The organism is Pseudoteredinibacter isoporae (genome assembly GCF_040372805.1).
GTDB classification, from domain to species: Bacteria; Pseudomonadota; Gammaproteobacteria; order Pseudomonadales; family Cellvibrionaceae; genus Pseudoteredinibacter; species Pseudoteredinibacter isoporae_A.
On record NZ_BAABWJ010000012.1, the window covers coordinates 60,622 to 87,057 of the forward strand.

Annotated in this window: 28 protein-coding genes; 12 read left to right on the forward strand and 16 right to left on the reverse strand. The window is 46.2% G+C overall.

Going from position 1 to position 26,436, the window contains the following annotated elements; translation table 11 throughout:
- Window positions 1-88: 88 nt before the first annotated feature.
- Window positions 89-694 (forward strand): VOC family protein, encoded by a 606-nt coding sequence (locus ABWW03_RS18535; RefSeq protein ID WP_353410913.1) that lies wholly within the window; start codon window positions 89-91, stop codon window positions 692-694.
- A 63-nt stretch (window positions 695-757) separates the two neighbouring features.
- On the opposite strand, the gene ABWW03_RS18540 is transcribed toward ABWW03_RS18535, so the two are convergent.
- The 10 genes from ABWW03_RS18540 to ABWW03_RS18585 form a co-directional block, all read right to left on the reverse strand.
- A complete protein-coding gene (locus tag ABWW03_RS18540) occupies window positions 758-1,663 on the reverse strand; it encodes a LysR substrate-binding domain-containing protein (RefSeq protein WP_353410915.1) in 906 nt (301 codons plus the stop codon).
- Window positions 1,664-1,831: 168 nt separating this feature from the next.
- Complete coding sequence (locus ABWW03_RS18545) at window positions 1,832-2,530, reverse strand: GDSL-type esterase/lipase family protein (RefSeq protein WP_353410917.1); 699 nt, start codon at window positions 2,528-2,530, stop codon at window positions 1,832-1,834.
- Window positions 2,531-2,609: 79 nt separating this feature from the next.
- Window positions 2,610-3,272 (reverse strand): FMN-dependent NADH-azoreductase, encoded by a 663-nt coding sequence (locus tag ABWW03_RS18550; protein ID WP_353410919.1) that lies wholly within the window; start codon window positions 3,270-3,272, stop codon window positions 2,610-2,612.
- A 71-nt stretch (window positions 3,273-3,343) separates the two neighbouring features.
- A complete protein-coding gene (locus ABWW03_RS18555) occupies window positions 3,344-3,694 on the reverse strand; it encodes a hypothetical protein (protein WP_353410921.1) in 351 nt (116 codons plus the stop codon).
- Window positions 3,695-3,714: 20 nt separating this feature from the next.
- Window positions 3,715-5,550, reverse strand: a complete 1,836-nt coding sequence (locus ABWW03_RS18560) for a DUF255 domain-containing protein (protein WP_353410923.1) — start codon at window positions 5,548-5,550, stop codon at window positions 3,715-3,717.
- Window positions 5,551-5,607: 57 nt separating this feature from the next.
- A complete protein-coding gene (locus tag ABWW03_RS18565) occupies window positions 5,608-6,060 on the reverse strand; it encodes a TlpA disulfide reductase family protein (RefSeq protein WP_353410925.1) in 453 nt (150 codons plus the stop codon).
- 252 nt (window positions 6,061-6,312) lie between these two features.
- On the reverse strand, window positions 6,313-6,987 hold the full coding sequence (locus tag ABWW03_RS18570; RefSeq protein ID WP_353410927.1) for a cupin domain-containing protein: 675 nt from the start codon (window positions 6,985-6,987) through the stop codon (window positions 6,313-6,315).
- 123 nt (window positions 6,988-7,110) lie between these two features.
- Complete coding sequence (locus ABWW03_RS18575) at window positions 7,111-7,881, reverse strand: SDR family NAD(P)-dependent oxidoreductase (protein WP_353410929.1); 771 nt, start codon at window positions 7,879-7,881, stop codon at window positions 7,111-7,113.
- Between the two features lie 118 nt (window positions 7,882-7,999).
- Window positions 8,000-8,572 carry a TetR/AcrR family transcriptional regulator gene (locus ABWW03_RS18580; RefSeq protein WP_353410931.1) on the reverse strand — a complete coding sequence of 191 codons (573 nt, stop codon included), beginning with the start codon at window positions 8,570-8,572 and terminating at the stop codon, window positions 8,000-8,002.
- 151 nt (window positions 8,573-8,723) lie between these two features.
- Window positions 8,724-9,599 (reverse strand): LysR family transcriptional regulator, encoded by an 876-nt coding sequence (locus tag ABWW03_RS18585; protein WP_353410933.1) that lies wholly within the window; start codon window positions 9,597-9,599, stop codon window positions 8,724-8,726.
- A 111-nt stretch (window positions 9,600-9,710) separates the two neighbouring features.
- On the opposite strand from ABWW03_RS18585, the gene maoP reads away from it, so the two are divergent.
- From maoP to ABWW03_RS18600, 3 genes are read left to right on the forward strand one after another with little or no spacing between them, the layout of a single operon-like run.
- Window positions 9,711-10,073, forward strand: a complete 363-nt coding sequence (gene maoP, locus ABWW03_RS18590; protein ID WP_353410935.1) for a DUF413 domain-containing protein — start codon at window positions 9,711-9,713, stop codon at window positions 10,071-10,073.
- Between the two features lie 23 nt (window positions 10,074-10,096).
- On the forward strand, window positions 10,097-11,131 hold the full coding sequence (gshB, locus tag ABWW03_RS18595; RefSeq protein ID WP_353410937.1) for a glutathione synthase: 1,035 nt from the start codon (window positions 10,097-10,099) through the stop codon (window positions 11,129-11,131).
- Window positions 11,115-13,157, forward strand: coding sequence for a flavohemoglobin expression-modulating QEGLA motif protein (locus ABWW03_RS18600; protein WP_353410939.1), 2,043 nt, complete (start codon window positions 11,115-11,117; stop codon window positions 13,155-13,157). The genes gshB and ABWW03_RS18600 overlap by 17 nt, the downstream gene beginning before the upstream one ends.
- 120 nt (window positions 13,158-13,277) lie before the next feature.
- Here the strand turns inward: ABWW03_RS18600 and ABWW03_RS18605 are convergent, their stop codons facing one another.
- Both ABWW03_RS18605 and ABWW03_RS18610 read right to left on the reverse strand, forming a co-directional pair.
- Window positions 13,278-13,592 carry a hypothetical protein gene (locus ABWW03_RS18605; protein WP_353410941.1) on the reverse strand — a complete coding sequence of 105 codons (315 nt, stop codon included), beginning with the start codon at window positions 13,590-13,592 and terminating at the stop codon, window positions 13,278-13,280.
- Window positions 13,593-13,815: 223 nt separating this feature from the next.
- Window positions 13,816-14,082 carry a hypothetical protein gene (locus ABWW03_RS18610; RefSeq protein WP_353410943.1) on the reverse strand — a complete coding sequence of 89 codons (267 nt, stop codon included), beginning with the start codon at window positions 14,080-14,082 and terminating at the stop codon, window positions 13,816-13,818.
- A gap of 426 nt (window positions 14,083-14,508) precedes the next feature.
- Between ABWW03_RS18610 and ABWW03_RS18615 the strand changes: the two genes are divergently transcribed.
- Together ABWW03_RS18615 and ABWW03_RS18620 are read left to right on the forward strand one after the other, a co-directional pair.
- Window positions 14,509-14,784 carry a hypothetical protein gene (locus ABWW03_RS18615; protein ID WP_353410945.1) on the forward strand — a complete coding sequence of 92 codons (276 nt, stop codon included), beginning with the start codon at window positions 14,509-14,511 and terminating at the stop codon, window positions 14,782-14,784.
- A gap of 303 nt (window positions 14,785-15,087) precedes the next feature.
- Complete coding sequence (locus ABWW03_RS18620) at window positions 15,088-16,080, forward strand: serine hydrolase domain-containing protein (RefSeq protein ID WP_353410947.1); 993 nt, start codon at window positions 15,088-15,090, stop codon at window positions 16,078-16,080.
- Between the two features lie 40 nt (window positions 16,081-16,120).
- On the opposite strand, the gene ABWW03_RS18625 is transcribed toward ABWW03_RS18620, so the two are convergent.
- Window positions 16,121-16,498: a hypothetical protein gene (locus ABWW03_RS18625; RefSeq protein ID WP_353410949.1), complete on the reverse strand. Its 378-nt coding sequence runs from the start codon at window positions 16,496-16,498 to the stop codon at window positions 16,121-16,123.
- Window positions 16,499-16,687: 189 nt separating this feature from the next.
- On the opposite strand from ABWW03_RS18625, the gene ABWW03_RS18630 reads away from it, so the two are divergent.
- Window positions 16,688-18,451: an ATP-binding response regulator gene (locus tag ABWW03_RS18630; protein ID WP_353410951.1), complete on the forward strand. Its 1,764-nt coding sequence runs from the start codon at window positions 16,688-16,690 to the stop codon at window positions 18,449-18,451.
- A gap of 37 nt (window positions 18,452-18,488) precedes the next feature.
- Here ABWW03_RS18630 and ABWW03_RS18635 read toward each other — a convergent pair whose 3' ends face one another.
- Window positions 18,489-19,277 (reverse strand): hypothetical protein, encoded by a 789-nt coding sequence (locus tag ABWW03_RS18635; RefSeq protein ID WP_353410953.1) that lies wholly within the window; start codon window positions 19,275-19,277, stop codon window positions 18,489-18,491.
- A gap of 112 nt (window positions 19,278-19,389) precedes the next feature.
- Here ABWW03_RS18635 and ABWW03_RS18640 point away from each other — a divergent pair, with 112 nt between their 5' ends.
- Complete coding sequence (locus ABWW03_RS18640; RefSeq protein WP_353410955.1) at window positions 19,390-20,013, forward strand: response regulator transcription factor; 624 nt, start codon at window positions 19,390-19,392, stop codon at window positions 20,011-20,013.
- 91 nt (window positions 20,014-20,104) lie between these two features.
- Here ABWW03_RS18640 and ABWW03_RS18645 read toward each other — a convergent pair whose 3' ends face one another.
- Both ABWW03_RS18645 and ABWW03_RS18650 read right to left on the reverse strand, forming a co-directional pair.
- Window positions 20,105-20,554: a RidA family protein gene (locus ABWW03_RS18645; RefSeq protein ID WP_353410957.1), complete on the reverse strand. Its 450-nt coding sequence runs from the start codon at window positions 20,552-20,554 to the stop codon at window positions 20,105-20,107.
- 99 nt (window positions 20,555-20,653) lie between these two features.
- Window positions 20,654-21,547, reverse strand: coding sequence for a LysR family transcriptional regulator (locus ABWW03_RS18650; protein ID WP_353410959.1), 894 nt, complete (start codon window positions 21,545-21,547; stop codon window positions 20,654-20,656).
- Window positions 21,548-22,328: 781 nt separating this feature from the next.
- Between ABWW03_RS18650 and ABWW03_RS18655 the strand changes: the two genes are divergently transcribed.
- The 4 genes from ABWW03_RS18655 (at window position 22,329) to ABWW03_RS18670 (ending at window position 26,405) form a co-directional block, all read left to right on the forward strand.
- Window positions 22,329-23,135, forward strand: coding sequence for a hypothetical protein (locus ABWW03_RS18655; RefSeq protein ID WP_353410961.1), 807 nt, complete (start codon window positions 22,329-22,331; stop codon window positions 23,133-23,135).
- A 4-nt stretch (window positions 23,136-23,139) separates the two neighbouring features.
- Complete coding sequence (locus ABWW03_RS18660) at window positions 23,140-23,919, forward strand: hypothetical protein (protein WP_353410963.1); 780 nt, start codon at window positions 23,140-23,142, stop codon at window positions 23,917-23,919.
- Window positions 23,920-24,019: 100 nt separating this feature from the next.
- Window positions 24,020-24,490, forward strand: a complete 471-nt coding sequence (locus ABWW03_RS18665) for a hypothetical protein (RefSeq protein WP_353410965.1) — start codon at window positions 24,020-24,022, stop codon at window positions 24,488-24,490.
- An 886-nt stretch (window positions 24,491-25,376) separates the two neighbouring features.
- Window positions 25,377-26,405: a GGDEF domain-containing protein gene (locus ABWW03_RS18670; protein WP_353410967.1), complete on the forward strand. Its 1,029-nt coding sequence runs from the start codon at window positions 25,377-25,379 to the stop codon at window positions 26,403-26,405.
- Window positions 26,406-26,436: the final 31 nt, after the last annotated feature.

Genomic DNA, 26,436 nt, shown 5'->3' on the forward strand with positions numbered 1-26,436 from the left:
CCCCAGGTTTAAAACCTAAGAACCGTAGGTATAACTGATTCGCCTTGCCTGATTGTTATTTACAGTGGGGAAGGCCTTGGAGTATTCAATGACCGAATTTGATGAACTGGAGTTGCCGATATCCAAATCGGAGATGACGCTCTCGAATACATTTCTAGGTGATGCAATTGAGATCGCCATCGTAACCCCCAATGCGGATAAAACCATGGACGGTCTGGTTAAGCTGGGCATCGGCCCTTGGCGGGTTTACACCTTTTCTCCGGATAATACCACTGAGCAGACCTATCGAGGTCGTCCGGCGGAATTTGAAATTAAGGTTTGCTTTGCCCGCAGTGGGAATGTCATTTGGGAATTAATGGAGCCCTTGTCCGGCCCAACCATATTCGATGACTATCTGCAGAGAAATCCTAAGGGTGGCATTCAACACATTGCATACGATTGTGGTGATATGCCAATGGATGCGCGGTTGGCAGAATTCGAACGCCGGGGTTATCGCTGTATTCAGTCTGGAAAATGGATGGGTAAAAATCACTTCGCGTTCTTTGATACAGAAGATGACACGACGACAGTCTTTGAAACCTATTATTTCCCGGCAGACTTTGAATACCCAGAGCCAGAGTATTGGTATCCATCGGCACCGCCTGAAGTTGACAACAAAGTATACAGCAGTGGTGGCTCTCCAAAGAAAGACTGACCTTTAGCAAGGTAGTGGTTGGGCTGGCAGGCGTGAGAGACTTCACTTCTGTCCAGCCTTTTTTTATTCGCTTTGATGACGCTGAGTTTCTACCCAATCGATAAAGCGTCGCACGGATGTTTTCTTGGCTGTGGATATGTTTTGGATCAGACGATAGTGATAGCCGGGTAGAACCGGGCCTTTGATGCGTGCAAAGCGATCAGAAAATTCCTCAGATTCCACGATGGTTCGGCTGAGCAATGCTGCACCGTATCCTCGTGTCAGGCTGTCAAGTGCGAGGTTGTAGGCATCCAACGACATGCGTTGAAATGTTTCATACGTCGAAATCCCGGCGACATCAAACCAGCGCTTCCAGGTGGGGGCATTTAAGTCTGAGCGTTCCCAGCGCACATCGATCAAACGCTTTCCATCGATGGCGTTAATGTCTTGCTCGTTGTCATCAGTGCGTAACAGCTCACCACGAATCACTGGGATATAGTGTTCTTGGAACAGATAGATCGAGCTGTCATGCTCGGATTTTTCTCCATAACGTATGGCAATGTCGATTTCGCTGCTGTCGAGGTCAACACATTGTTCGGAAGAGAAAAGATTCACACTGTATTGAGGAAAACGCTCATAAAACGCACCGAGTCTCGGCTGCAGCCAGTAACGGGCGAATTCTCGGGTTGTGCTGATATTGATGGTGTTGCCGCTTTGGGCGTTATAGGTATCATCAAATGCCGATGCGAAGTAATTCATTCCCAGTGTCACGTCGGGCAATATTCGGCTGCCATGGGCCGTCAGTTGTACATTGCGGCCCGAACGGTCAAATAATTTTACCCCGAGTTGGGATTCTAAATGACGAATTTGATGGCTGATTGCTGTTGGCGTGACAGACAGTTCCTTTGCCGCATCGCTAATACTCAACAGGCGCGCGGCAGATTCAAATGCTCGAATAGCATTCATTGTGGGAAGGCGTCTTTTGCTCATTTCCAAACCAGCGTGTTGTATTAATACTTCGCTTACTCTTTTGCGAGAGAAGCATTATATGGCAAAACACGCTGAATTCGAATGACTCTGACGGCGCTGAGATGACTTGACTGTGCGAGCAGTAGACGGGGGGCTTCGGCACTAAGTGGGTATTAAGTCGGTACGGTACTAAGCGAACATATCTTTGACCGTTGTAGCGATATAATTTCCCAGTATTTTGTGTTGCTGCAGATCCAGGTGAAGGCCGTCTACTGCAGCGGACACTCCGACGATCTCAGCGCTGTCGACCACGGCAATATTGTCAGCACTTACTGCTTGTTTAATCGCATCGGGCAGGGCACGAGATTTTTCAGCTGCACCTGAAAATGCCGCTCGAAAATCCTCATTGGGTATGTCTCCGATGAGAGCCGGGGTAACAATGAGAACTTTGGGGGCAAGATATTCATAAGCAATGCCGTAATCGCTTGCATTCACCAGTGCGACCAAGCTCATAATCGCTTCGGCAATGTGCTCAACGTCACGTTCAAATTCGGCTTTCAGATCGTTAGTGCCGAGTGCCAGAATGACGAGATCCAGCGGCATTTCCCGAGCAATAGCTTGAGGTAAAAGGCGAGCACCGTTGAGCATTTGTGCATGCACACTGTTCCAGTCTGTACTGTCATCTAAGTTTGTTGAACGCGCGGTCAGCCCATCAACACTGATCTGGTAGTTATCTCCCAGAGCGTTGGCCATAACACCTGCCCAGCGTTCATCATCCCGGTATCGTGTGCTGGGGAAGGCGTGGTCAACGCCAATCCAACCCCAGGTGTTGGAATCCCCGTAAACCAGAATGCGTTTTGGGGCAGGGCGGTTGTCAGGATTACTCATGTCGTTACATTTCCTGTTGGTGTGTCATCTTTATGAAAAGAGAGGCTTTCGGTTGGACGCTTCATTGCTGTTGCTCGTATTACCCTATTTGCATAGCCAGCTGGCGAGCTGCACGTGCGGTATTCTCACGGGCTCTCTCCACAGACGCCAGCCAGCGTTCGTCTTTAAATTCTTCGTATTCCGCAATGACTGAGGTCATGTTCTCTGGGGCGGCGCCGAGGTAATGAGCGCAGGCGCGCAGTGCTGGGTCCAGTCCATTCAGCCTGGAGCGTGAAGCCCCTTCTTCAAACCCGAACTCACCTCGTGAGGACAGCACCAGCAGTTTTTTGTTTTTCAAAATAGCTTCGATGGGATAGTCCCCGCGGGCAAGGTCAAATGAAAAGGTTTGGCCAACGCGGGCAATGAGATCAAACCAGGCTTTGAGCGGGGCGGGCATGGAGTAGTTGTACATCGGAACGCCTAGCACGATGATGTCGGACCGTGCGATTTCATCAATGAGTTGATCGGATTCTTTCAGTATGGCTTTCTGTTCAGGGGTTCTTTGATCTTCGCTGGTAAAGGCTGCCGATATCCAGGCTTCATTAATAAATGAAGGCGGCTCGAGCCCTACGTCTCGGTGGATGACGCGGGTTGCCTGGTGAGAGCTGAAGGTTTCCAGAAACAAAGCTGTGAGCTCACGGGTGATTGATCGGGTTTGTCTCACACTGGAGTTAATGATGAGTATATTGGTTTCATTGGACATGGTTTTATGTTCCACGAAGTTTATATGAATAGCGAAAATTGCGTCGGTATGTATTACATTCTTTTTTCAACTTATTGCTGTTGTTCCGTGAGCGAGTGAGGTTTGCCGGGGTTTGGCGTCGACTGCTGTAGATTGGAATAACGAATAGAAACGCTATCGCGGTCGATCATAGCGAGCAACTTTTGGCTACGAGCATCGTGGTTAAACTTTTCGAGACCTGTGTTTGCCGAGTCCCGGTCGTTCCAAAAAACCAGTTCAACCCAAATGTCATTTCGTTTTGCGATATGGCGATAAACAAAGCCTTCGGTTTCGTCCAGAATAGCTAAGGTTTCATCGAGTGCATCCAGAACCTGATGGTCTGGAATGTCCGAGAGGCATTGGAATTCGACATATTCCAATACCGTTGCGTTTTGATAGTCCATCACACGTTTATGTCCGCTGATTAGTAGGTTTCTGCTATACGTTCTATTTCTGCACGGGTTTTCAGTGGCAGAGAACATCGGTTGGGGTTGCATATGAACATGACCGGTTCACCCAAGTCGGGATAACGTCCAGGCGGTTCAAAATGAATGACTTTCCTTGGGTGGTTAAAAGCTAAGCCAGCTTGGTAAAGCGCCTGGCTTCGAGCGTCAGAGACATCTGTGCTGACAACCGTGAATTCGACATACTCGGCAGTGAGTAACTCTGCGAGCAAAGCGGTTTCTGCCGTTGCTTTACCTTCTCTGGATAGAACCTGATGGCTTGCAACCGCTCGAAGCGTGGCCTCTGCGATGCCCTGATATTGCGAGTCTTTGCTCAGGACATGGAGTTTGTAAAAAAATTGGCCGGCGAGGGCATTGCTCTCCAGAGGTTTACGCGGAGGAATAGGGTCATCAGGGTGAAGGGGAAGTGCCCAAAATCCACCGACTTTTTTGTCGTACAAATGTGTCAACATGGCGTTCGCCAGCTGCTTGCTCATATTGAGCCAATGCCGATCGGCTGTCTGCTGATACAACTCTATAAACGCGATTCCAAAACGAGCTTGGGCAATCAACAGCGGTCGGTCGATCAAAGCCAGAGGTCGTAAGCGCTCATCGTTGGTGACTGCCTCCGATGGGGTTGTTTGAAGTAACCACCCCTCAGGCGTCATCTGGGTGGCAACAAAATGATTGGCCGCTTGTAAGGCTTTGTCCAGATATTCTGGTTTGCCTACAGCCTGATAGGCCGATAAATAGGAGAGGATGATTTCAGCATTTTTGTCGGCGTAGACAGCATGATCTACGGGGGGAATGCCATAGCGTCGACGTTCCTTATCGCTGCTGAGCATCCAGTAATCTTGTGGCCACCAATCGTCCGGCAGTTGCGGTGGTGTATCTTTCTGGTTCGAATACCACTGCCCGACGTCGTTTCGCATCCAGTTATCCAAAAAACGATCGACATTGTTGATTGCGTGTCGGTATTTGGGGTCATTGGTATGTCGATAAGCCCATGCAAAAGCATTCATGGCGTTGGCCTGATTGCTGATGCGTTTTTCGGGGATGGCGAGCAGACGTTGAAACTCTTCCGGTATATCAGGTGAACCTTCGGTGATGTTAGCCTCGTAGGCGCCTCCCCAAACCGGGTCGAGGGTGTGAATGAAGGTGTCGCTGACGTTGAGTGCTCGGGACAGAAGTTCCTCGTCTTTCAGCAGGTGCGCTCTGAGATAGAGATGCGCCAGTTTGGCGCCATCTGACTCGGCGTTCACACCCCATTGATTCCAGCCATTAACGCGGGCATTAAATACGCGATCAATTTGATCTCGTAAACGGTCGCGCAGCATGGTGAGTGGTGATGTTACGGGTTCAGGTTGCGCTGCGTAAGGTGAATCGGGATCTTGCGTGAGTGTGCCCGTTTCGTGCTTTCTGATCAGCTCGTTTAAAATAGGAATGAAATTTTGGGGGAATCGATTGCCTGCCATTGCAAACACTTGTTGCCCATCAGGCATGAGAAAAACCGTTGCAGGCCAGGCCCAGTCAGAATAACGCTCTCCAATGTCCGGGCGAGCCTGAGAGTCTACGGCAATACTGATAAAGTGTTTGTTTAACAGCTTTATCACATCAGGGTGACGATAGCTGTGTTGCTCCATTCGATTACAAGCTGTGCACCCTTCAAGGCCCACATTGATGAGGATCAATTTGTTTTCTCTTCGGGCGGCATCGAATGTAGTTTGGCTCCAAGGTTGCCAAACCACTTCGGCCGTGCTTTTAACGTTGAAGAGCAGTAGGGCAAACAGTAGAGATCGGTGTAGCTTTCTCATCATGTTTTTACTCTTTTGTGTGATACCGAAGAGACATCTTTTTCAACGCCGTTCGAATGCTTATTGTGGCTTGGGTATCAGTAGGGTGTTCAGCTGAGTTTCAATTTTTTCTTTCGTTTTAGGGTTGTACCCTGGATAAGAGCCAACGAGCTTACCCTCCGTGTCATAGAGGAAGCTGGTCGGCATGCCAATCAGTGGGTAGCGCGAGGATAAAGTTTTATCCTGATCGTGGATTACGGTGAATTGTGCAGGATGTTGATCGAGAAACGAGTTCATCGCCTCTGAGGAATCATCGACACTGACTGCAATAATGTTCAGGCCTTTATCCGCGTACTTTTTATGAATCTGATTCATCCACGGAAAAGATTTCTTGCATGGAACGCACCACGATGCCCAGAAATCCAGATACACAACCTGACCCCGATAGTGAGACAGGTCGAGAGAAGACGACCATAGGCTATGGCTGAACAGGAGGATGCTCATGACACAAGCTGCGAAAGTGGGTGTTTTCATATCGAATTCTTGACTGAGAAACTGAATAGAGTGTTTGGAAATTCTAATATGAGCAAAGACGCTGGTCTGCTGAGAAAATATTCACGTAAGCTGAGAATTGCTTCACTACTGATGTCACAGCGGCATTGAGACAACATCAGAAGAAAAGCTAAAAGCTTGAAAACCCAAGTAATCTTGAGCCATAAAGCCCAATGCGGGGAGGGGGTGGAGGCTAAGAGCAACTTGCCTCCTTATCGGGCTCAGTATCCCGCCTTAGGGTGCGGCGTTCAAATGTCCGGTTTTCACATAGATCAACGCACCATCTTCTTTAGTGTAGGGCGTGTGCTGGCTTAAGTGGGGGCTGCGTATCCACGTGCCCTGGGGATATTCACCATGTTCATCAAAGAAGGTGCCGCTGAGCACCAGAATTTCTTCGCCACCCCAATGTTTGTGCGCATTGAAGCGGGTGTTCGGCGCCCACTTCACCAGTGCAACCTGTTCGGCGTCGTAGTTATGCAGCGGTAACACAGACAGTCCGTCTACCAGACCGGGAGACCATTGGGCGGTTGGTGTGTGCTGGTGTTTCTGTTCCGTATCCTGAGAGGCAAACTGATGAAGCTTTACAAAAATCGTTGCACCGTCAGGTCCAACCTTTGGTGTGTGTCGTGTACCGATTGGGTTTCTCACATAAGTTCCAGTCGGGTAATCGCCATGTTCATCGCTGAAGATGCCTTCCAGTACCAGAAACTCTTCGCCGCCGCTGTGGATGTGTGGAGAGAATTCACTGTTCGGGGCATAGCGTACCAGAGACGTCGTTCTTCCCACTTCGTCGCCGATACGATCGAGCATCATTCGCTCAACGCCGGGCATGGGTGAGTCGACCCAGTGGTAATCGCTGGGTCTAATGACGACACGGTGATCGAAGTCATTGTTGATGGTCAGGGCCATTCGGAGCCTCCAGAGTGTTAGATAACCAGTATAAAAGTTGATGTCGCCCATAGGGTTTCTGGCAACATCGTTTCAACAGAATGCACGCCTCGTCGAGTGATGATTTACGAGGCGCTTGAAGAGTCAGGCATTACGTCCAGCAATCACACCGCCATCGACATCCCAAATGGCGCCCGTAACCCAGCTGGCCTGATCAGATAGCAAAAATTCAATCACATTGGCGACATCCTCGGATTGACCAATTCGGCCAATGGGATGGAAGTCATTGAATCCGGCCAACGCTTCTGGAATTTGTTCCTCTTCGATAAACGCTTTGTAAATCGTAGTTTGAACAACAGCGGGGGATACCGCGTTAACCCGGATGTTATGATCCGCAAGCTCCATTGCCAAGTGCTGAGTTAATGAGTGAAGTCCCGCTTTCGCCATCGAATATGCAGAAGATGGCGTCACTTTAATGGATTGTTTTGCCCACATAGAACCAATATTGACGATGGCACCACCGCCGTGCGTTTTCATGTTCTTCGCAACAGCTTGTGTAATGAAGAAGGTCGAATGGTTCAGTTCAGACTGAATGAAATAATCTTGTTTACTGTGTTCCAAAAATGGGGTGGGTTTAAAGTAGCCGGCTGCATTGACCAGGTAGTTTATGTGGCGTTCGTCGTTTTCAATGGTTTTAATCAACGTGTCAACAGCCGACGGTGAGTACAAATCCACAGAACGGGTTTCCACGGTGACATCACTGATATCCGCAATCTCACTTTGGGCCCGCTTGAGGCCGTCTTCGCTTCGCGCCACTAATATCAAATTGATGCCTCGTTGCGCCAACTGCTTGGCGGTATCCAGAGCCATTCCCTTGGAGCCGCCGATAAGGAGTGCGGTTTGTGATGGAGTCATGGTAATTACCTCTTTATATATCTACTCATAGGTAGATAGATTGGTGGTTAAAAAAGACGCTTTGCGTCATTATCTATCTACCTATAGGTAGATTTTAAGGGTAAAAAAAGGCCAGAAATCAGCCTTTCATTTGCATCAGTGCTTCACTGATGATGTCTTCAAAGTATTCGGGTCGTTTTTTGCTTCGGGCAATCAACATTCCGCCTTCTAACGCGGCGAGGAAATGAGCCGCTGCCGGGCGGCAATTGATGGTGTCTTTGATGTGTCCTTGTTCTTTGCCAAGCTCAATCGAAACCGTAACCCAGTTTTCCATAAGTTGGAAAAACTCAACGAGTTTGTCGTTCACTTCATCTGGCAGGGCCAGCATATCGCTTGCGAGCATGCCGCACATGCAGAACTTGCCTTCTTTAACGACGCTCACGTACAGTTGCCCGAGCGCTTCCAGTCGCGCTATGCCTTGACTCCGCTGCTGGGCAATGTCATCCAGCCGACACCGAAAATGCTCGATATACCGCTCCGTCATGCTGAACGCCAGGTCCTGCTTAGTCGGAAAATAATAGTGGATGCTGGAGGTTTTTACGCCCACTTCGCGCTGCAGGTCTTTATAGCTGAAGGCGTTAAACCCTCGGGTCTGCGTATAGCGCTCAGCGACATCCAGAACTTTATGGGCGGTTTCGTTTAAATCTTGCATTGGAGAGCTCTTCATCTACCTGTGAGTAGATAGTACGCCAGAATGTCATTTTGTCAACGACTATCTACTGAAAGGTAGATGATTGCGGCTCGCCCACGAAACTCGCCGCTGATCTGTCGGTCCTGCCTGGTAAATTGTGTAAAGGCTCGTCTTATTGCTCCTGAAGCGGATCCTCAGGTTTGATATCCAGTTCTTCAATAAAGCGTATTGCTGGACCTAGGGGGAGAGATTTATCAGCGTCTCTCGCGTAGACCATGTGAACATCCTGACGCATCTCGAATGCGTTTTTCACTTGGTATAGGTGCTGTTGCTTGAGATATGGTTCTACCAGTGCTCGAGGCAAGTAGGCGGCTCCTTTGTGGCTTAGTACAAATTCAAGCGCGATATGGCTTTGCCCGGTGTTAAGGATGGGAGCCACAGGTTCAGCAAATAGACGAGCTTGTTGTAAATTGAACGCCGTGCCCCAGTCAACAAATACATGCCCAATCGCGGGCACGTCAGCCAGTGATCGGTCCGGCAGATTACACACCATGATCAGTTCCAGGTTTCCAATTTTTCTGGATTCGAGATCAATATTGGTGGGGGCATCCAAAACCACAGCAATATCTAAACGCCCACCCAGGAGTGACCGAATAAGGTGCTGGGATTGGTTGATCTCAGTACGCATATACAAATTAGGAAAATGGGACGCCAGTTTAGGTAACACGGATTGCAGGAACGTATCCCAGAGATTGGAGGTTCCTCCAATGGAAAGCTGCATATCTTGCTGCCTGGGGGCCCCCACTTCCTGAACTGCAAGTTGCCAGGCCGCCAACAGGTTTTCAGCATGAGACAGTAGTCTTTCACCAGCGGGTGTCAGCAATATGTTGTTCCGTTGACGTGTGAAGACCTGCACTCCGACAGTGTCTTCCAATTGTTTGATGCGAGAGCTGACAGCGGATTGGGTCAAGTAAAGGTTTTCCGCCGCGTGGCCAAAATGGCGTGTTTTCGCGACCTCAAGGAATGTTCTCAGCAAATCAGTATTCATGAATAATCCGAGTACGATCAAATTTTTCTATCGATAACTAGAAAAATCTATCATTTTACAGCTTTCAAATACAAGTAAATAATCGCCCGAAGTGGCATTTAACGATTGAAGATGTTTATTGATATGAAATCCTTATCTTTTGTGTGCAAAACAAAGTTTTACGCTCAGGAGTACTTTCCGTATGGCTTGAGCCGAAGTGGTGAATTCACGCGCGAGCAGGTCGAGCTGTTAGAGAACCACGGGCGCGCGTATCAGGCGCTACACACGGGCGTTCGCACGGCGACTAATGGCGAAGAGGAAAATTTTGTCCGGGCGTGTCGCGGAGAGCGTGAGCCGACCACAGTCCATGAAAAGGCTTGGGCGAGATTTTGTGAAAAGACCAGTCTCACAGTTGCTGTTTCTTCTCCAAATAAAGTAGACAGTTCACTATTGGATATGAGTTTTTCTGAACGTTCTTTCGATGAAGATCTCTAGAAAAAAGGTAGAGATTAAGTGATATGAAAATTTGTTTTTTAATGTACCCCTGGGATCGTATTGAACCAGAAACGGACAGTACGCTCCGCCTGATCCACGAGGCTGCCTCCCGGGGTTTAACTGTCGCTATTACTACGCCTCATAGCCTGACCATTAGAGACAGCGTGGCTTATGCCTACTGCAATGTACTGAAACGATCAGCCAAAGTGAGTGGAAGCATCCCTTCTTTTTACAAGCATGCTGATTTTAAGCGGTGCAAACTGCCTCTTGCCGGGTTCGATGCCATTATTATGCGCGCAAATCCACCGCTGGATACTACGGCGCTTAATTTCCTGGATTCTGTCAGAAACGATGTTTTCATTATGAATGACCTCGACGGACTGAGAATTGCGAACAACAAGCTGTATCCGGCGTCATTCAGTGGTGAAGCTGCTCGTTTTATTCCGGTCACTCACGTGTCGAAAAGTCAGGAATATCTGGAGCAGGTTCTTGAGGAGTCGTCGACGGAACAAATGATCATGAAGCCTTTGAGTGGCTTTGGGGGACAGGGCGTGATTGTCGTTGAAAAAAGCGCTCAAAGAAGCTTTCGTTCGCTACTCGATTTCTATATTGGTCGAGATCAAGGTAACTATGTCATCTTGCAGGAGTATGTAGAAGGTGCGTCCGAAGGTGATGTTCGAATCCTGATGCTTAATGGCGAGCCTATTGGCGCGATGAAGCGTGTTCCCTCAGAGAAGGATATTCGCTCTAACATTCATGCCGGCGGCCGTGAAGTGAAACACGCTTTAAGCAAGGAAGAGAAGGCTCTATGCAAGGCTTTGGGGCCTCAATTGGTGCGTGATGGACTTTACCTTGTTGGACTGGACGTAATCAACGGAAAGCTGATTGAAGTGAATGTCCTGAGCCCGGGAGGTATTACCCGAATTAATAAACTGAACCGTGTTAAGTTACAGAAAACGATTTTGGACTTCGTCGAAAATGTTGTGTCCGCACGTGAAAAGGTCATAGAGCGGAAAAACGCTTTTCGTAAGGTCATTGAAGATGCTGAAGTTATCTGAAGCCGAAATCATTGATCGAATCGCCTCTGGCGAATTGTTCGAGTGTGAAATAGAAGATGGCAGCTTTCTGCTAAAAGTTGAGTCTTACACTCCGACCATTTGTACCGCTATCCATGCAGGGCATCGCTTCCGCTCGAAGCTGCTGGAGGTATGTGCACTTGATGAGAGTGAGAGGTTATATGAAGAAGATCCATATACTGATCAGTTGATTCAGGCAATGCCAATCACGCTGATTGCACAGGATTCCCGCTATGAATACGACCTCAATCGGCCGATCTCAAGCTGCGTGTACAGCACGGCTTGGGGGCGAAAGGTGTGGAAAAGAAAGCTGAGTAACAAAGACCGAAGTGAAAGCATAAGAAAACATCAAGCATTTTATCGAGTCTTGGATGCATTGATCTCCGTGGTTGAGCAGCGCTTTGGTGCGGCACTTGTTTTCGATGTCCACTCCTATAACTTTCTACGCCAAGAGAGTGTGAGTCCAACGTTTAATTTAGGCACTGAACAGATTGACAAGGAACGCTGGAAGAGCGTTATTGACTTTGTATTGTCAAAATTATCCAAGGTTGAATTGCCTAATCTGCCGGTCGATTCAATGGAAAACACCGTATTTTATGGGCGAGGGTATTTGATTGCACACGTAAACAGCCGCTTTCAAAACAGCCTGGTATTGCCATTGGAAGTCAAAAAAGTGTTTATGGATGAATTGAATGGTGAGCTGTATCCCTTGGTTATGCAGTCACTTAGCCAACAATTTAAGAGTTGTCTGGCTGAAACATCTGCGTTTTTCGCCCGTAGGTTTACCTCGAAGCGTCGAACCAAGAAGTCAGACATGCTTACAGAGAGGATGGATCCGTCAATCGTCAAAGTGGATCGTGCGCTCCATCGCCTGGCCCGAGGCTTGGAAACTCTGTTCTACATAAATCCAATTAATATCCCGGCGGAAAGCAAGCAGTTTTTTAAGAGTAAGGGGCGTTACCACCCCAATTTTCGTTATCGTCAGTTGGATATTGACCCCTATCTTTTTCGGGAGAAGTTATACCGACTGCCCGTCGATAGTATTCGAGATCCGAGCATTCAATCACTTTATCGCGATGTGATAGATGGTTTGAGCGAAAAAATAGATCTGCTGGTTAAGGCTGGTCAGCCAGACTTTTTATATGAATCCCTGAAATACTATGGCGAGCCGAGCTTAGTAGACGAACAAAATGCTCGATTCCTGCTTCATGCTGGGGGATTTGAATCAGACAATGCTGACTGCGTGACAACAGATGAACTATTGTCTCGTTTTAAGCACTTTTCCGCAGAATGGGGGATGACCTGTAAAGTTGAAACCAGTGCAAAGCTGGTTGCTTCTGCCATGGTTTCAAACAGTCGAAAGGCCGTGCTCATAGCCAAAAATTTACAGCTTTCCAATACCGAAGCGCAGAGCCTGGTACACCATGAATTGGGTGTGCATATGGCAACAACATTAAACGCCAGCGCACAACGCTTAAAGGTTTTTTCTTTGGGACTGCCAGGAAATACGTTGACCCAAGAAGGGCTTGCTATTCTGAATGAATATCAATCGGGAAATATGACACTGACACGTCTTCGTGGCTTAGCGCTTAGGGTACTGGCCGTAAAAGAAATGCTGAAATACAGTGATTTTCGCCACACTTACGCTTACTTGTTTGAAGAGCATAAGCTTTCCCAGGAAGACGCCTTTAAACTTTCGGTAAGGGTTCACCGGGGGGGAGGATTCACTAAAGACTATTTATACCTCAATGGTGTAAGTCTTGCTCTAGAAGCTATTAAAAATAAAGATATTAGAAATTTATACGTCGGAAAAACGGGTTTTGCCTATTTGCCGCTTATTAATGAGATGGTAGAGCGACAACTCGTATCTGCTCCGAAGTTTTACCCGGAGTTTCTTTCTAACCCTGTGTCGAATTCACCCGTACTGGACTACCTAATGAGTTGCATTCGTCCAAGTGAGCCCGGCGTGCTTAAGGCGTATGATCGTTCAGGAGGAATTGCCGCTTGAGCGGATGCTCAAAGCTAAGGTCAACAGTTCAACATGTGTGTATCGAGGAGCAGAAGGGCGAGGGTGTCCTAAGGCAGGGAACGCCAATGAAAGCCGCTCATGGTTCATGGGCGGCTTTTTTTATCCCATAAGACCTATTTCAGCTTCAATAAGGCTATACACGCCAAAACTTAATAATAAGAGGGGGAGAAGGCTTATCGAAAAGTAGAAAACAATATTGCTCAACTGCTTTTTTAAGGCCAGGGGAAGAACAAAGGAGTAAAGGGCTGGAATCAAGCCGAAGGTGAAACCATGGGCCACCCCAAGGCCACTTAAAAAACGAAAGGAGCTTTCTCTATCGATGTGAAACAAGTAAGTAAAATAAAGAGACAGGCCAATAAGTATTCCTGCGACCAAATTGCTTAACATTATGGATATTACAGCGATTCTATTCATTGATTCCTTTGTGAGTAAAATCTAAAGTTTTGAGGTTTAGGGGAATTATGTTCAATGGCTACGAAGCCAGCGAATTTATCGTGCCATCCTTACTTTCTTTTGTCTATGCGCCCTCAAATCAGCCTCACCGTAAGGATTTGACTTGCACGGATACATTTTGGCGAAACTCCTACTCTCGTCGTTCAAAAAAAGAACCGTAATTTACTATCGGAGCGGACATACATTACGGTTTCTTTCTGGCTTTTGCGATTGCCTTCGTGAGCTGACGAAAACTGCTGGTGGGGCGCCTGCCGGTCTCAATGTCTAGAGTGATCGCTTCTGCGGCTTCCAGAAGATCGGGAGCTGCGGAAATCAAGTGTGCATCTTCCAGCGTATAGGTCCACGCAACGCAGCCATTTTCCGGTGCCTGAATCTGATACTTTCCTGACATGCTGATGGACCAGGGCCCACACGAATACTTACTCAATTTATCACCTATTTCATCTTTCATAGTGTCACACACGGCGACAGCTGGCCTTCTGAATCCCAGAAAAGCCGTCAAAATCAAACTGTAAAAAAAGCCGCGGTACCGCTGCGGCAAAGAATATCGGTGCTTTATGCACTGGGCACAAAGAGGGGGTATGTCCAGCTTACGCTGGCGCACCAATGATTGTCGGCAGACAATGTGTTTGGATAGCTCAGTATTCTAGTGCTTTTGGCTTAACGCTGTATGAATAATGAGCAAAGAAACGTAAGGACAGTCGGTAGCAGCAACCCAGCGAATAAGTCAAAATTGAGTACACGGAAAGCGAGCAAGCGATGTATAAATTAAGGGATCCGAATCACACTATTGAGGTTGTGTTGGTGATCATAGCGTTTTTCGGTCATTATGCCTGTTGCAGGGACATACCAGTGACAGCATTGATAAATGAGATTTATGATGATTAAGCAGCAACTGAGTGGGAAGGAAACCCGTATGGAAGGGAAGTGGCGCTTTGTGTTGATAAGGGGAGTGCTTTTTTGGGGCGGAACTATGTTTATCGCAATGGCCTTTATTAAAAAGCCTTTTGCCGGTGGCTTTTTCACCGCTCAAGCGATAACTCACTGCGTGGTTTGGCCGCTCCTCGGTCTCTTGTATGGCATGCTCTGTTGGCGATTTTCTGAAAAACCTTACCAAAATGCACTGAACGAAAGTGACCGCGAAAGTGCTTAGGTGAGTCAAACTCTCAAGCCATGCCGAACGGGTAATTAGATGGAGTAGTCGGGACTCCATCCTACCCTTTTCTTTAGAGGGCTTAACCTAGCCTGCTATGCCCCTAAATCGATCATTTACAATACGCATCTTATGCATATTACACTTCTCAGTAATGTGCAAAATAAAACCATCTTTCTTGGGCATTTCAACCGTAATCACTTCCGATAAAACCCGGAACTGAATAGTTTTAAAAATTATATATACAATTAAAAATCATGCCTCTACCATTATTCGACACTTAATATAGAGCCAGTGTGATACATGATGTGTGAAAGAGGAAAGGGATTAGAAGCATTAATTCAGCAGGAATATTCGAATATATCGGGTCTGGCAATCTCCATAGGAGATCAACTTGAGTATGAATATTACGCTGATGGATATGCCCAAGATAGCTCGACTCATATTGCATCAGTAACGAAGAGCATTTTATCTCTGCTGGTTGGTATTGCAGTTGAACGTGGGGCTATAAAAAGTATCGAAGACCGTGTGTTGGATTACTTTCCCTTTTATCAATTAAAAAGAGGTGAAAAAACCATTCAGCAGCTAACAATTAGACATTTGTTAACCATGGTTGCACCGTACAAGTTTCGATCGGAGCCGTACACAAAAGTATACACAAGTAATGATTGGACTGTTGCCGCATTAGACCTTTTAGGTGGGAAAGGAAACGTTGGTGACTTTAAGTACACGACCGTTGGTCTTCAAGTGTTGTCAGGAATTATTACACACGCAACCGGCCAATCAGTCCTCGAGTTTGCCAATAACAATCTTTTTGAACCTCTCGATATCAAAGTGTCACAGAATATAAGAATTCAAGACAAAAGCACTTATTTGTCTTTTCTTAAAGAGGCTGTAACCAGTGGGTGGGTTATTGATCCTGCAGGCGTCAATACAGCAGGCTGGGGGCTGACCCTAACCACAGGTGATATGGTTAAAATTGGTCAGTTGTGTCTTAAAAAAGGAACTTGGAAGAATAAGAAAATAGTTTCTGCCGAATGGATTAATAACAGCGTAAGAAAACACAGTTTTTTGGATAAAAAAGCGTATGGGTTTTTATGGTGGATTATTGATGATGTCAGTGGCACTTATGCCGCTATAGGTGATAGTGGGAATATAATCTATGTGTCAACCCAACATGAAATGGTCGTGGCGATCACATCTCAATTTAAGCCACGAGCCAAAGATCGAATTGAGTTAATCACAAAATACATTGAGCCTAAATTTGTTTCAGGCCGCGAACCACTTGCCGTCTAAAATGGGGCACGCACTGGTGAGCTGGGCCCCATTTTAGTTCTTATTTGGTTTTGAACGCTCTGATTTCATCGAGAATGATGTTTCCAGCTTCAACATTTCGGCTTTGCAATGCATTCAGATCCAGGATAAGGCCTTGATATTCAGAGGCAAGATGAGGCGTCATTTTCATCAATTCCTGTGTGATGTCCGGATCTTTATTCTGACCGATGATCTCGATGGCAGCTTTGTAACTTTGCCCAATTTCTGCAATTCTTGCTTCAGAGGCCTTTGCCTCACTAATAGTGGTTATTGCAGACAGCAGTTTGCGCCCTTCTTTTAAGTTCGACAGTGCTGTTTCCGCTGCTTCAAGAGATGGATCTTTGGCATCACTGCAAGCGACGAGAAAAATACTTAAAAAAAGAAATGTCATCCATTTCATTAACTTATTACCTTAGATTGGTTGGTTGAATACGAGCGCTGCATTTGACCATAAGTAATGGAAAAGTGTAGATTTTTGGTACTTTGGTATCATCAGACAATCTGAACACTTTTTTATTAATTCCGTTGCCACCTTCCTCTTTCTCTGATCCAATTGCCGTCTTTTCATTTACTGGCACCCACGTAATTCATGGCAAAAGAACTGATTGAACAGGCTTTCCTTTCAGCATGGAAAAAGGATAAACACGCTTCTGAGATTGATGAAAAACGCCATCAAACGTTTATGAAGCTGGTTAGGCCTCATCTGATCGTGGGGGGCGTCACCGCGGTGTTGATGTACCTGCTGTTCAAAGATTACGCGATACCGGGTGCAGCCATGATATGGGGGACGTGTAACCTCTTGACGCTGGTCTTAAGTTATCTTCTGTTTTATGCCTACGACAGCGGAGAGAAAAACTTTTCCGGATCCTTTTGGGGGAGGGCTATTCTGCTTATGTCGTTTTTGTGGGGAGCCTGTTGGATGTTGCCCTCAATGATCTTCTTATCTGATGCGCCCACTCTGTATGTGGGGGTGATGTTTATCATTATCATTTCGCTGATTTCATTACCGGCACCGGCCATGTCATTCTACCCTTATGCTTATTTTGCGTTTATGAGTTTGCCGCTGTCGGCGCTGGCGTATCTCGTATTTGGCTTGGAGGAAGAGGGGCGAGATCTGCTTATTCTGATGACCCCATTTCTTTGGGGCTCTCTTATTTTCTATGGTTGGGATCTTCACAGCTCTTCAATGACGTCAATCAAGCTGAGAATTGAGCTTGAAGAAGCGTATACCGAAGCGAAAAATGCGAATTTTGAGAAATCAAAATTTATTGCGACGGCCAGTCATGACATTCGACAACCTTTACAGGCGTCGGTTTTTATCGTTGAAGCGATGGAATACACAAATAGTGAAAAAGAATTTAGCCGCTTCAGGGACAACTTAAAGAAAAGCCTGGGGAATATATCTAATATCCTGAATGGCTTGTTGGATATATCACGATTGGAGTCAGGCGCAATGACGTCCAGTCTTTCCCACGTTTCCGTGAAAGACCTCTTCGATGAACTGGCGAATGACTATAGAAAGCAGGTTGAGGCGAATCCTGACTTGAGTGTTCGGTTTGTCTCGAATGATTTGACCGTTTATGCCGACCCACTGATGCTCCGGCGGGCGACAGAAAATCTGTATTCTAATGCGATTCGCTATACGGCGAGCGGGGAGATACTTATTGAAGCCGAAATGGACGGTGATACCGTCATCATTCGCTTTAAAGATACGGGAATTGGCATTGCGCCAGAGCATTTGTCGAAAATATTTGATGATTTTCATCAAGTCAAAAATCAGGAGAGAGACTTTAAAAGCGGTATGGGACTTGGCCTCTCCATTGTGAAACGAATATGCGACTCTCAGAGCTGGTCAGTTCAGGTATCGAGTGAGCCATTGCTCGGGAGTTGTTTCACATTACAGCTGCCACTGGGTGACGCGTCGTCGATTGAGCGTCAAGTAGAGACAGTGGATTTCTTTGCGCCGTTGTCGGGCATGACGGTGCTGATTTTAGACAATGAAGATCTGATCAGGGAAAGCTTGTCGAGCTTGGTCAGAGAATGGGGCGCGGCTTCCTATTCGGCTAATTCTTTATCGGAAGCGCAATCTTTAATCGCAGATGACGCACTTGATTTGGACCTGCTAATCGTTGATTACAGACTGGAGCAAGATATTACGGGTGTAGACGCTATGAGCGCGTTGAGAGATGCTGGTCTGGTCTCTTTTGAGACCATAATGCTCACAGGTGAAACCTCAAAAGACACTCTGAAACGTGTCGCAGAAGCCGATGTGACACTGCTGCATAAGCCAATACAAGCAGCCAAGCTTAGATCTGCAGCGGTAACATTGATGATGGAAAATAGCGCGGTTTGAGCGCCGCGCTAAAATGTCCGGCAGGCACGATACTCGATTAGTTTCTGGTACGTAAGTACTCGAAGGCAAACAGGCTCTTGCCGCTATCAGAGTTATAGTACTGGCAATAGACCTTTTCCCCGTTTGCTGGGGCCAGGGTGCTGGTATTGCCGTGAACACTCAGCATGGTTTTGCCCCGTTTCTTCAAGCGCTCAGCGTTTGCTGTGGATCGTTCGCTGTTGCTTCCCTTGGCGCAGGCCTCGACATTTTCCTGGCCGTGACCGCAGTGCAGCATCACGTCCTTCCCGCTCAAATAATCGGCTTTGTACGGGTATTCAGACTTAGGTTCCTTATCACCCAGCGCGCCCGCACCTGGGTCGGCGGATTTTACGCACTGCATTTCCCAGCTTGAGCCCAGAGACTGCAGTTGTTTGCTGTCGACTTCCATGTGAATGACTTCTCTGGAGTAGATAGACGGTAATACACAGCCGTGCTGAACAGCGCCCTTGCGACGTTTAATAAACCCTGAGCGTTCTTCGTTGTTAAAGCCATTTTTAAATGTGTAGTCGCCTACAACACCAACCATAACATTGCTGATCTCCAGGCCTGCACATTGGGTAAATGAACGCAGGTTTTCACTTGGGCCATCGCCCAGGTCGGGCTTTTTGCTGGGGATGGGTGAGTTTTTGGCCTTTGTGACGTCCGATCCCTTGGTTTTCGAAATAGCGGCCTCAGCTTTCTTCTTCAAGCTGTCAAACAGTTGAGCATTAACGCTCGTACTGACGAGTGCGGTCGCGCACAACATTGCACAAACGAGTCCGTTTTTTCGAAATATCTTATTTTCCACCTTGTAAACTCCTGATATTATTCGGATTTTTCGAAATATACTCTTTTGCTAATTCGAATTGTTATATTTGATACTTTAGTACTACAAGTAAATTGACTTACGCGTGCATCAAATGAAAATTCTCAGTCTGGATGACCACCCCATCTTCTCTGATGGCTTAGTAAACCTATTATCAGTACGAAACCCCCATTTCAGAATCACGTCCTCATCTAATACCGTCGAGGCACTTGATCAACTTGCCAGTGAACCTTTTGACCTGCTGATTCTCGACATATCCATGCCGGTCATTGATGGTCTCTCCTTTATTCGGGCCATGCACACCCGAAACGTAGTCGTACCTGTTTTAGTGTTAACCGCCCTGGAAGAAGTCTCCATTTTCAGAGAAGCCTTAATGCTAGGTGTTTCAGGGATCGTTCTGAAAAGCTCCCCGATCGATGAAGTCGAACAGGCCATTCTTTGTATATCGGAAGGCAAGCTTCATATTTCCTCAAAGATTGAAACGCGAGTTGCGAGCGTCAGCAAATACAGCTTTGAGAATACCGAATCGGTTTTGAGTAAAAGGCAGCTTGAAATTGTCAGGCTGATCAAGCGAGGATTGACGAATCAGGAAGTCGCCGAAGCCTTGTTCATCAGCCCGCGCACCGTGAAATCTCACCTGCAGACAATATTCAAAATTCTGGGGGCCAAAAACCGAGTGGAGTGCATCGAAAAAGCGGAAGCGGAAGGGGTGGTTTAACTTCGCTTCCCAAAAGGCATCCCCTATAAAAAAGCGACTGTTTGCGTCTCGGTAAGTATTGGGTTGAGTGCGTTGTTCTTATATTTCTGTTTTAGAGCAGTCTTGCATATCGATTTTTTTCAGATTCAATGGAAGGGCAGTCGTGCAGTTTTTTACTGGCTAATCCCTCAATCTCTATCAACCATGTTTCGTTTACCAGGCCAGAAACCAAAAACGTGGTAACGGCGGGTGAAACGCCCTCCATGACCTGCTTTCTTATCTTGGTTAATGCGGCCACATGTTCTCGGTCAAGGATATAAAACCGCATATGCACCAAGTCGTTTATATCCATATCTGCGGATTTTAACGTGGCCTTTATGTTTTCAAAGGCTTGCCTTGCTTGGTCTTCAAACGCATTTGGAAGGATTCCATCGGGCCCGATACCGATTTGTCCTGAAATGTGAAGCTGTCTAGAGTTGGGCAGAACTTCTACTCCATGGGCATAAATACCATCGTAGGGCTCGGCTACGGGGAAAGGGTTGTGTCTGTGGTTGGATGTCATACTAAGTGCCCTCTGAGCGAGTGTTTGTGCAATTCTATGTTTATCGAGGAGGGACTATTAGTATCTGAACCTAAACAGGCGGTTTCCGTATGTAAACAATTATTTTGAGGCGTCAGAAAAGTGTTCCTCCACGAGCTCAATAACGGATCTTAATTTGAGAGGGAGCGGTGATTGGAATGGAAATGCCAGGTATACCGGCCACGGTTCACCATGGAGGCCTGGTAGTATAGGTGTTATCTCTTCTGAGCCTCGTTTAATGCCATGGCAATAGTTTGGAAGCCAGGCAATATAATCACTTTCGAATAAAAGATTTAGGGAGATTTGAAACTCATGTATAAAAATGCAGTTTTTAGGTTTTAATGCAAGCGAATGTCCGTTTTCGAATACTCTAATCTCTGAGCCGACATTTCCCAACTCGTTAAGAAGTAGAGGGGCATTTTCGAGAGAGCTCACTTGAATATCTTTGTATTTTTCAATGTTGGATGAGGACGTAAAAAAGGATTCATGAAAATACCCGATTCTTTTTGCGACAAGAGAATCGTCGACGATATTTCCTGTTCTGATTGCCAAATCTATGTCTGATTCGAGCAATCCCAGGTTTTCATTCGTTGGAATCAATTCAAACTGTATGTTAGGAAACCTAGCGTTTAGTTTTAGAATAAGAGGGGATAAAATGGATGAGGACAGCGACACTGGTGCGGTTATACGGAACCTTCCCGATAAGCTGCCTTTCTCTTCTCTGGTGTTTTTCTCCAATATCGTTATTTCGTCAAGAACATTTACCGCTTGTTCTTTGAACTGTTTTCCGACCTCCGTTAAATATATTGATCGGGTACTGCGTTTTAATAACTTTTCACCAACTCTCTTTTCGAGCTTGTTTATTTTTTTGCTAACGTTCGCTTTTGAACAATTTAGGAAGTTGGCGGCTTGAGTTATGGATCCAGTTTTGCAAACAGCGGCAAAACACAGGATTTCTTCGTAATTTGCCAGCATTGCGTATCCTTGTTTAATGCGTTTGAAATAGAAATGAACAGAGCGCTTCCAAATAGAATCGAGTATAGATCTTGCTTGCCTGCACTGACCATTGAGTAGTATATGGCTTTTGGGGTGGACACACCTATGTCAAATTTGACTGGTCTTATGAGATGACTATCGAGTCCCCTCACTACGCCTAGGATAGCGCTTTAGGTGCGCCATAGCGGCTGTATGCAAAGTGCATCATCCAGCGATGGTTCGGATTGATTCCGTCGCGTGAAGCCGTTATTGCTTGTCATTCTTGCCAAGTTTGGGCTGTCATACATTAATCGAGTGTTTCTTTCGCTTAAATGACTCAGCCAAGCCAAAGAGCCCGCCGACAGCTTCAATATCCCCTTAGCGTGTTTGGTTATATCAAACACGAGATCAATATCCAAAATGCGTCCGAACTTCTGCTTTTCTGGTATTCGTACGTACTAACTTCCGCCATTTCGCAAAGTTTGACGACTGGCGCGTTAATTTAACCGTAAATTTCTCCGCCTTTGCTCAGTAATGATTATTTTGACGCCAAGCAAAATTTATATCCATCGGGTGAATGCCAAATACTGAATCGATTGATATGGGTGGCTTTAGAGGCTGTCCAGCTTCAATCGTAGAGGTTTGGTTCAAATGTCGCGAGCCCTTGGGCGTGCCTTGTGGGGAGAGTTGAAAACGTCTTCCGAGAAGTAAGCCGCCTATATAGGAACGTTGAAAAAACCGATTGTCACAATCGAACCGTTAAGTCATGGGAAATGAATCTGTGAAATTTGTTAAACAACTCAATGCTTCACGTAGAGTGTCGGCTCTCATAATGCTCTTCTATTGTCTGAGTCTCCGAGTCAATGCAGAAGCCTCTGTCGAGGACGTTCACAATATTGCTGAAATTTGCACCAGCGTCCAAACAGTGATGAAGGACTACAGTCTTGTCGGAATGGGCGTCAAGTTTGGTGATCCTCCGAATCATTTAAAGGAAACCATCAGGAAGGTTGATCAAGATTTCGCCAGCCTGAAGAAAGGGCAGCATCTAGGGCCGGAGTTAGATGCCTTGGTGTCCCAAAATGAAGCCATATGGAAAAAGATCAGATCTGTCCTTACCCAAAAACCCGAGCGAGAGCTGGCGCTTCAACTTCACCTGGATATAGAAACTTTAGACAAAGAGTGCTGGAAGATAGCAGAGCTCATCGCGAAAGAAACCCATATAGAAGGTGAGCATTACGTAATCGTTGCTTCTGAGCTTGGGATGGAGGTTCAGAGGCTCGCATCACTTTATATGATGAAGGCCTGGGACGTCTCGAACGAAAACTACTATGAAGAGGTGGATAACATTCTTGTTGAGTTCGAAGCTTATTACCACGAGCTGGAAACAGACGCCTATCCCAAATACATAAGTGAAGACACTAAGGCCAAGCTGGATAAAGTCGAGAAAGATTTCTCTGTATTCAAATATATGGCGGCAAGTAAATCAGGAAGGTTTGTTCCATCCTTAGGTCAGCGTGCCGCCAGAAAGTTAGAGAAAGACATCAACGAAATAATCAAGCAAGTCATTTATGCAATTGAAGGGGTGTGAGGTCATGAAGTTTTTTAAGATATCTGTTTCGGGTTTATTACAGTGGGTGCTGTTTGGCTCCCTTACACTGCCGTCACTCCTTGTAAAAGCGTCGGATGAAAATTTTGAAGCACTGGTGGCAGCGGAAAATATTGCCATTCTTAGTCAAAGCATCGTCAAAAATTACTTTTATATGGGGAATAACCTCAATTCATCAGCTTCAGAGAAAAAGCTGTCTGAAGAGGTCAGAAAGATTGATGGAAGCCTGGCCTTACTGGCTGACTCTTCAGGTTATAAGAACATTCAGGATGACTTTGAATTCGTTGAAATGATCTGGTCAGATTTCAAGGATAGCCTGCTTGAACCCTATTCAAGGGATAACGGATTGCTAATTATTGATATGGGCGAAGTCATGTTGGAAGGCTCAGAGAATCTGGTGGGTGTTCTTCGCGGCAATGGGGTTAAAGATGGTGATCGGGTGAGTGATGTGGAGTTGCAACGATACCTGATTGAGCGAATGGCAAAGCTTTATATTGTTTCCATAGCCGGTTTGAAAGACTTCAACGTTGAAAAGCAAATGAAGTTGGCAGTGAAAAACTTCGATGACGGGATGAGAAAGATAGAAGATCAAAGTTACCCACAAGATGTGAGTGTGAAAGTAAATAGACTCAGACAGAGATGGGATGCATCACAGGATTACTATCTGAACGTAAAAGAGGGCGACCTGCCCAAAACAGTCTTTTTCAATACCGAGATTATTGAAAGATATCTCATCAGTATCCTCAACTACTATAAAAACCGCTAAATAGGCTTGTTTCATAAATAAAGCGGGCTTTAGCGGCCGTGTTGTCTGGCTTAGCGCCAGTTTCAAGGCTGAAATGTTCAAATTGGATTGTGAAGAAAAAATGAAAAATAAATTGTTGTCTACAATTGTGCTGACCACCATCATTCAGGCGGCGCCGTCGTTTTCTGGTGGTATAGGTGAAGTTAAGCATATTCCAGGCATTTTTATCGGGGCTACCACCACGGATGGCGAAACCCATTCTTCCTATGGCTTGGAGTATGAATATAAGTTTTCTGAGCGTTTGGGTGGGGGCTTTTTGTATGAAAAAACCGAAGACGCACACCACGGTGATGGTGTGGAAATAAAACTTGCGGCTTTATACCTACACCCTTGGAAGGGATTAAAATTAGGGGTGGGTGCTGGCAAGGAAGACATCGGTGGCCATCATCCACACTCAGAAGATTTATTCCGTGCTTCCATCAGCTATGATTTTCACATCGGTGATTTCGGTATTGCGCCTACACTCGCATTGGATCTTGTTGACGATAAAACCTCGACAGTATTGGGTATAGCTATAGTTCGGCCGTTTTGATATATGAAGAATTAGCGTCATTGTAATGAGACTTACTGGAAGGTTTGGTTGGGTGCTTCCTTCAGTTACAACTTCCAGGCCGAACTCACCAATCCCTCCGGCTTAAAGCCCTGCAGTTTGGGGCTTTTTCAGCAAGGCTTGCGAACGTCGATTAATCCCATTTTAGGCGCATAGAGCTTACCCTTGGTGAAGCGCCCCAACGGCTCCTCCGCAACAAGGCGATTTACCGCTTTGACTCCCGCATCTGGGAAACAGGTATACGCAGGCAGCGCCTGATAATCAGAATATCTGAGCTGCAGAAATACCCTCAATGCTACATTGTACGCTCATAATATCTCCTTCTTTATCTATAAAATCCATCAAACTCGCCCCCCCCAATAGACAAGTTTTTAATACTACACACGTAACATAAACACTCAATGGTTTACATAACCCATTGTTTTATATAGATTTTAGTTCGTCATCAAGATCCAATGTTTGGATGGCCGAGAAGCAAAACACTATGCATACAATCCTAGATAACAGGGGCACGACCCGGGCCTCGTTCCCACTCGTGTGTCCCTCCCCAAGGCAAGGACACGCTCACTGTGCCAGCGTGTCACCCATTCCACTGAGTTTGATATCGCCCACGTCTTCGCGGCAAAAATACCTGAAAAAGTAAAACTGAAGCCCAGAAAAACGAAACGCTCGCTGGATCGCAAATATCTTTGCAGAAAGCTACCTCATGTATTCCTATTGAACCATCTGTAGCGGCTTGTCATTTTTCTTCCGATTCAGATATATCAACATCGACTCTTTGCTAGTTAAAGCTATTATTTTTTATAATTGAATTCGTTGTACCGATTGAACCAGCGCTACCGTATTCCAGTAGCGTAAGGGAGTAGTAATGGAAGATATTCGTTTCGTGCCCAATGACCATGGAGCCATCCTGAAGATCAATAAGCATCGCAAACAACTGCTTTACACCATCAACTTAATTTGTTTTTTTGCTATCGTGCCCTTTGCCATCCTGGCTTTTACAAGTGGTCAATTCTGGTTGGGCAGCTGCCTACTCACTTTTGTTGCAACTCTTGCTTTTAACACGGTGTGCGTTATTCGACGAGGACGCGAGTTCTTCCATTATTCCATTGTGGTCAGTTTTTTGATCGCCGCCTTAACACTCGCTGTACATCACAAGGGTGTAGAATCCGTTTTCTGGGTTTTCCCTGTGGTGGCCACCTCTATTTTTGTACTACCGATGCGAGTGGCCTTGTTCTTTTCAATCTCACTGACCACTTCAGTATTCGTGTTAATGTTTTTGGAAATGAGTGCTGCGATTGCATTGAGGGCCTCTCTGTCTCTTGGAATCACCATCGCCATTAATTGTGTTGTGGTATATATCATCCAAGAATTGCAAGATAAACTCCGAAGAGTCTCTCAGGAAGACCCTCTTACTGAACTATCCAATCGCCGCCTTTTGGATGATGAACTCGCAACCGCTATCGAGCAATATAAAAAGAAGAATATTTCCGCAGTAGTTTTACTGATTGATGTTGATTGCTTTAAAACCATCAATGATAACTTTGGCCACGACATCGGGGACAGAATCATTAAGGCCATTGCCGACACCATTAAGCGCAACACTCGAAGTCAGGATATGATATTCAGATTGGGCGGTGATGAATTTTTAGTCTTGCTCAATGGCACGCAGTGGCCTGAAGCAGAGACGATTACCGAGAACATTCGAATGGCATCACAAAAGTTATCGGAACAGGAGGATTTCTCGGTTTCAGTGAGTATAGGGGCGAGTGAGATTCATTGTGGAGTCGACAAATCGGCCTGGATGAGAGAGGCTGATATGGCTATGTATCAAGCTAAAATGGGAGGGCGAAACTGCGCTCATCTCTATAGGAGAGGAACTCAATACGAGCTTTGAAATGTTTCAAACTTGTCATGTGGCTTCTCCT

Bases quoted from the DNA above. Each gene is read 5' to 3' on its own strand.
- ABWW03_RS18535 (WP_353410913.1), top strand. From the start codon at position 89: ATGACCGAATTTGATGAACTGGAGTTGCCGATATCCAAATCGGAGATG.
- ABWW03_RS18540 (WP_353410915.1), bottom strand. From the start codon at position 1,663: ATGAGCAAAAGACGCCTTCCCACAATGAATGCTATTCGAGCATTTGAA.
- ABWW03_RS18545 (WP_353410917.1), bottom strand. From the start codon at position 2,530: ATGAGTAATCCTGACAACCGCCCTGCCCCAAAACGCATTCTGGTTTAC.
- ABWW03_RS18550 (WP_353410919.1), bottom strand. From the start codon at position 3,272: ATGTCCAATGAAACCAATATACTCATCATTAACTCCAGTGTGAGACAA.
- ABWW03_RS18555 (WP_353410921.1), bottom strand. From the start codon at position 3,694: ATGGACTATCAAAACGCAACGGTATTGGAATATGTCGAATTCCAATGC.
- ABWW03_RS18560 (WP_353410923.1), bottom strand. From the start codon at position 5,550: ATGATGAGAAAGCTACACCGATCTCTACTGTTTGCCCTACTGCTCTTC.
- ABWW03_RS18565 (WP_353410925.1), bottom strand. From the start codon at position 6,060: ATGAAAACACCCACTTTCGCAGCTTGTGTCATGAGCATCCTCCTGTTC.
- ABWW03_RS18570 (WP_353410927.1), bottom strand. From the start codon at position 6,987: ATGGCCCTGACCATCAACAATGACTTCGATCACCGTGTCGTCATTAGA.
- ABWW03_RS18575 (WP_353410929.1), bottom strand. From the start codon at position 7,881: ATGACTCCATCACAAACCGCACTCCTTATCGGCGGCTCCAAGGGAATG.
- ABWW03_RS18580 (WP_353410931.1), bottom strand. From the start codon at position 8,572: ATGCAAGATTTAAACGAAACCGCCCATAAAGTTCTGGATGTCGCTGAG.
- ABWW03_RS18585 (WP_353410933.1), bottom strand. From the start codon at position 9,599: ATGAATACTGATTTGCTGAGAACATTCCTTGAGGTCGCGAAAACACGC.
- maoP (WP_353410935.1), top strand. From the start codon at position 9,711: ATGTTTATTGATATGAAATCCTTATCTTTTGTGTGCAAAACAAAGTTT.
- gshB (WP_353410937.1), top strand. From the start codon at position 10,097: ATGAAAATTTGTTTTTTAATGTACCCCTGGGATCGTATTGAACCAGAA.
- ABWW03_RS18600 (WP_353410939.1), top strand. From the start codon at position 11,115: ATGCTGAAGTTATCTGAAGCCGAAATCATTGATCGAATCGCCTCTGGC.
- ABWW03_RS18605 (WP_353410941.1), bottom strand. From the start codon at position 13,592: ATGAATAGAATCGCTGTAATATCCATAATGTTAAGCAATTTGGTCGCA.
- ABWW03_RS18610 (WP_353410943.1), bottom strand. From the start codon at position 14,082: ATGAAAGATGAAATAGGTGATAAATTGAGTAAGTATTCGTGTGGGCCC.
- ABWW03_RS18615 (WP_353410945.1), top strand. From the start codon at position 14,509: ATGATGATTAAGCAGCAACTGAGTGGGAAGGAAACCCGTATGGAAGGG.
- ABWW03_RS18620 (WP_353410947.1), top strand. From the start codon at position 15,088: ATGATGTGTGAAAGAGGAAAGGGATTAGAAGCATTAATTCAGCAGGAA.
- ABWW03_RS18625 (WP_353410949.1), bottom strand. From the start codon at position 16,498: ATGAAATGGATGACATTTCTTTTTTTAAGTATTTTTCTCGTCGCTTGC.
- ABWW03_RS18630 (WP_353410951.1), top strand. From the start codon at position 16,688: ATGGCAAAAGAACTGATTGAACAGGCTTTCCTTTCAGCATGGAAAAAG.
- ABWW03_RS18640 (WP_353410955.1), top strand. From the start codon at position 19,390: ATGAAAATTCTCAGTCTGGATGACCACCCCATCTTCTCTGATGGCTTA.
- ABWW03_RS18645 (WP_353410957.1), bottom strand. From the start codon at position 20,554: ATGACATCCAACCACAGACACAACCCTTTCCCCGTAGCCGAGCCCTAC.
- ABWW03_RS18650 (WP_353410959.1), bottom strand. From the start codon at position 21,547: ATGCTGGCAAATTACGAAGAAATCCTGTGTTTTGCCGCTGTTTGCAAA.
- ABWW03_RS18660 (WP_353410963.1), top strand. From the start codon at position 23,140: ATGAAGTTTTTTAAGATATCTGTTTCGGGTTTATTACAGTGGGTGCTG.
- ABWW03_RS18665 (WP_353410965.1), top strand. From the start codon at position 24,020: ATGAAAAATAAATTGTTGTCTACAATTGTGCTGACCACCATCATTCAG.
- ABWW03_RS18670 (WP_353410967.1), top strand. From the start codon at position 25,377: ATGGAAGATATTCGTTTCGTGCCCAATGACCATGGAGCCATCCTGAAG.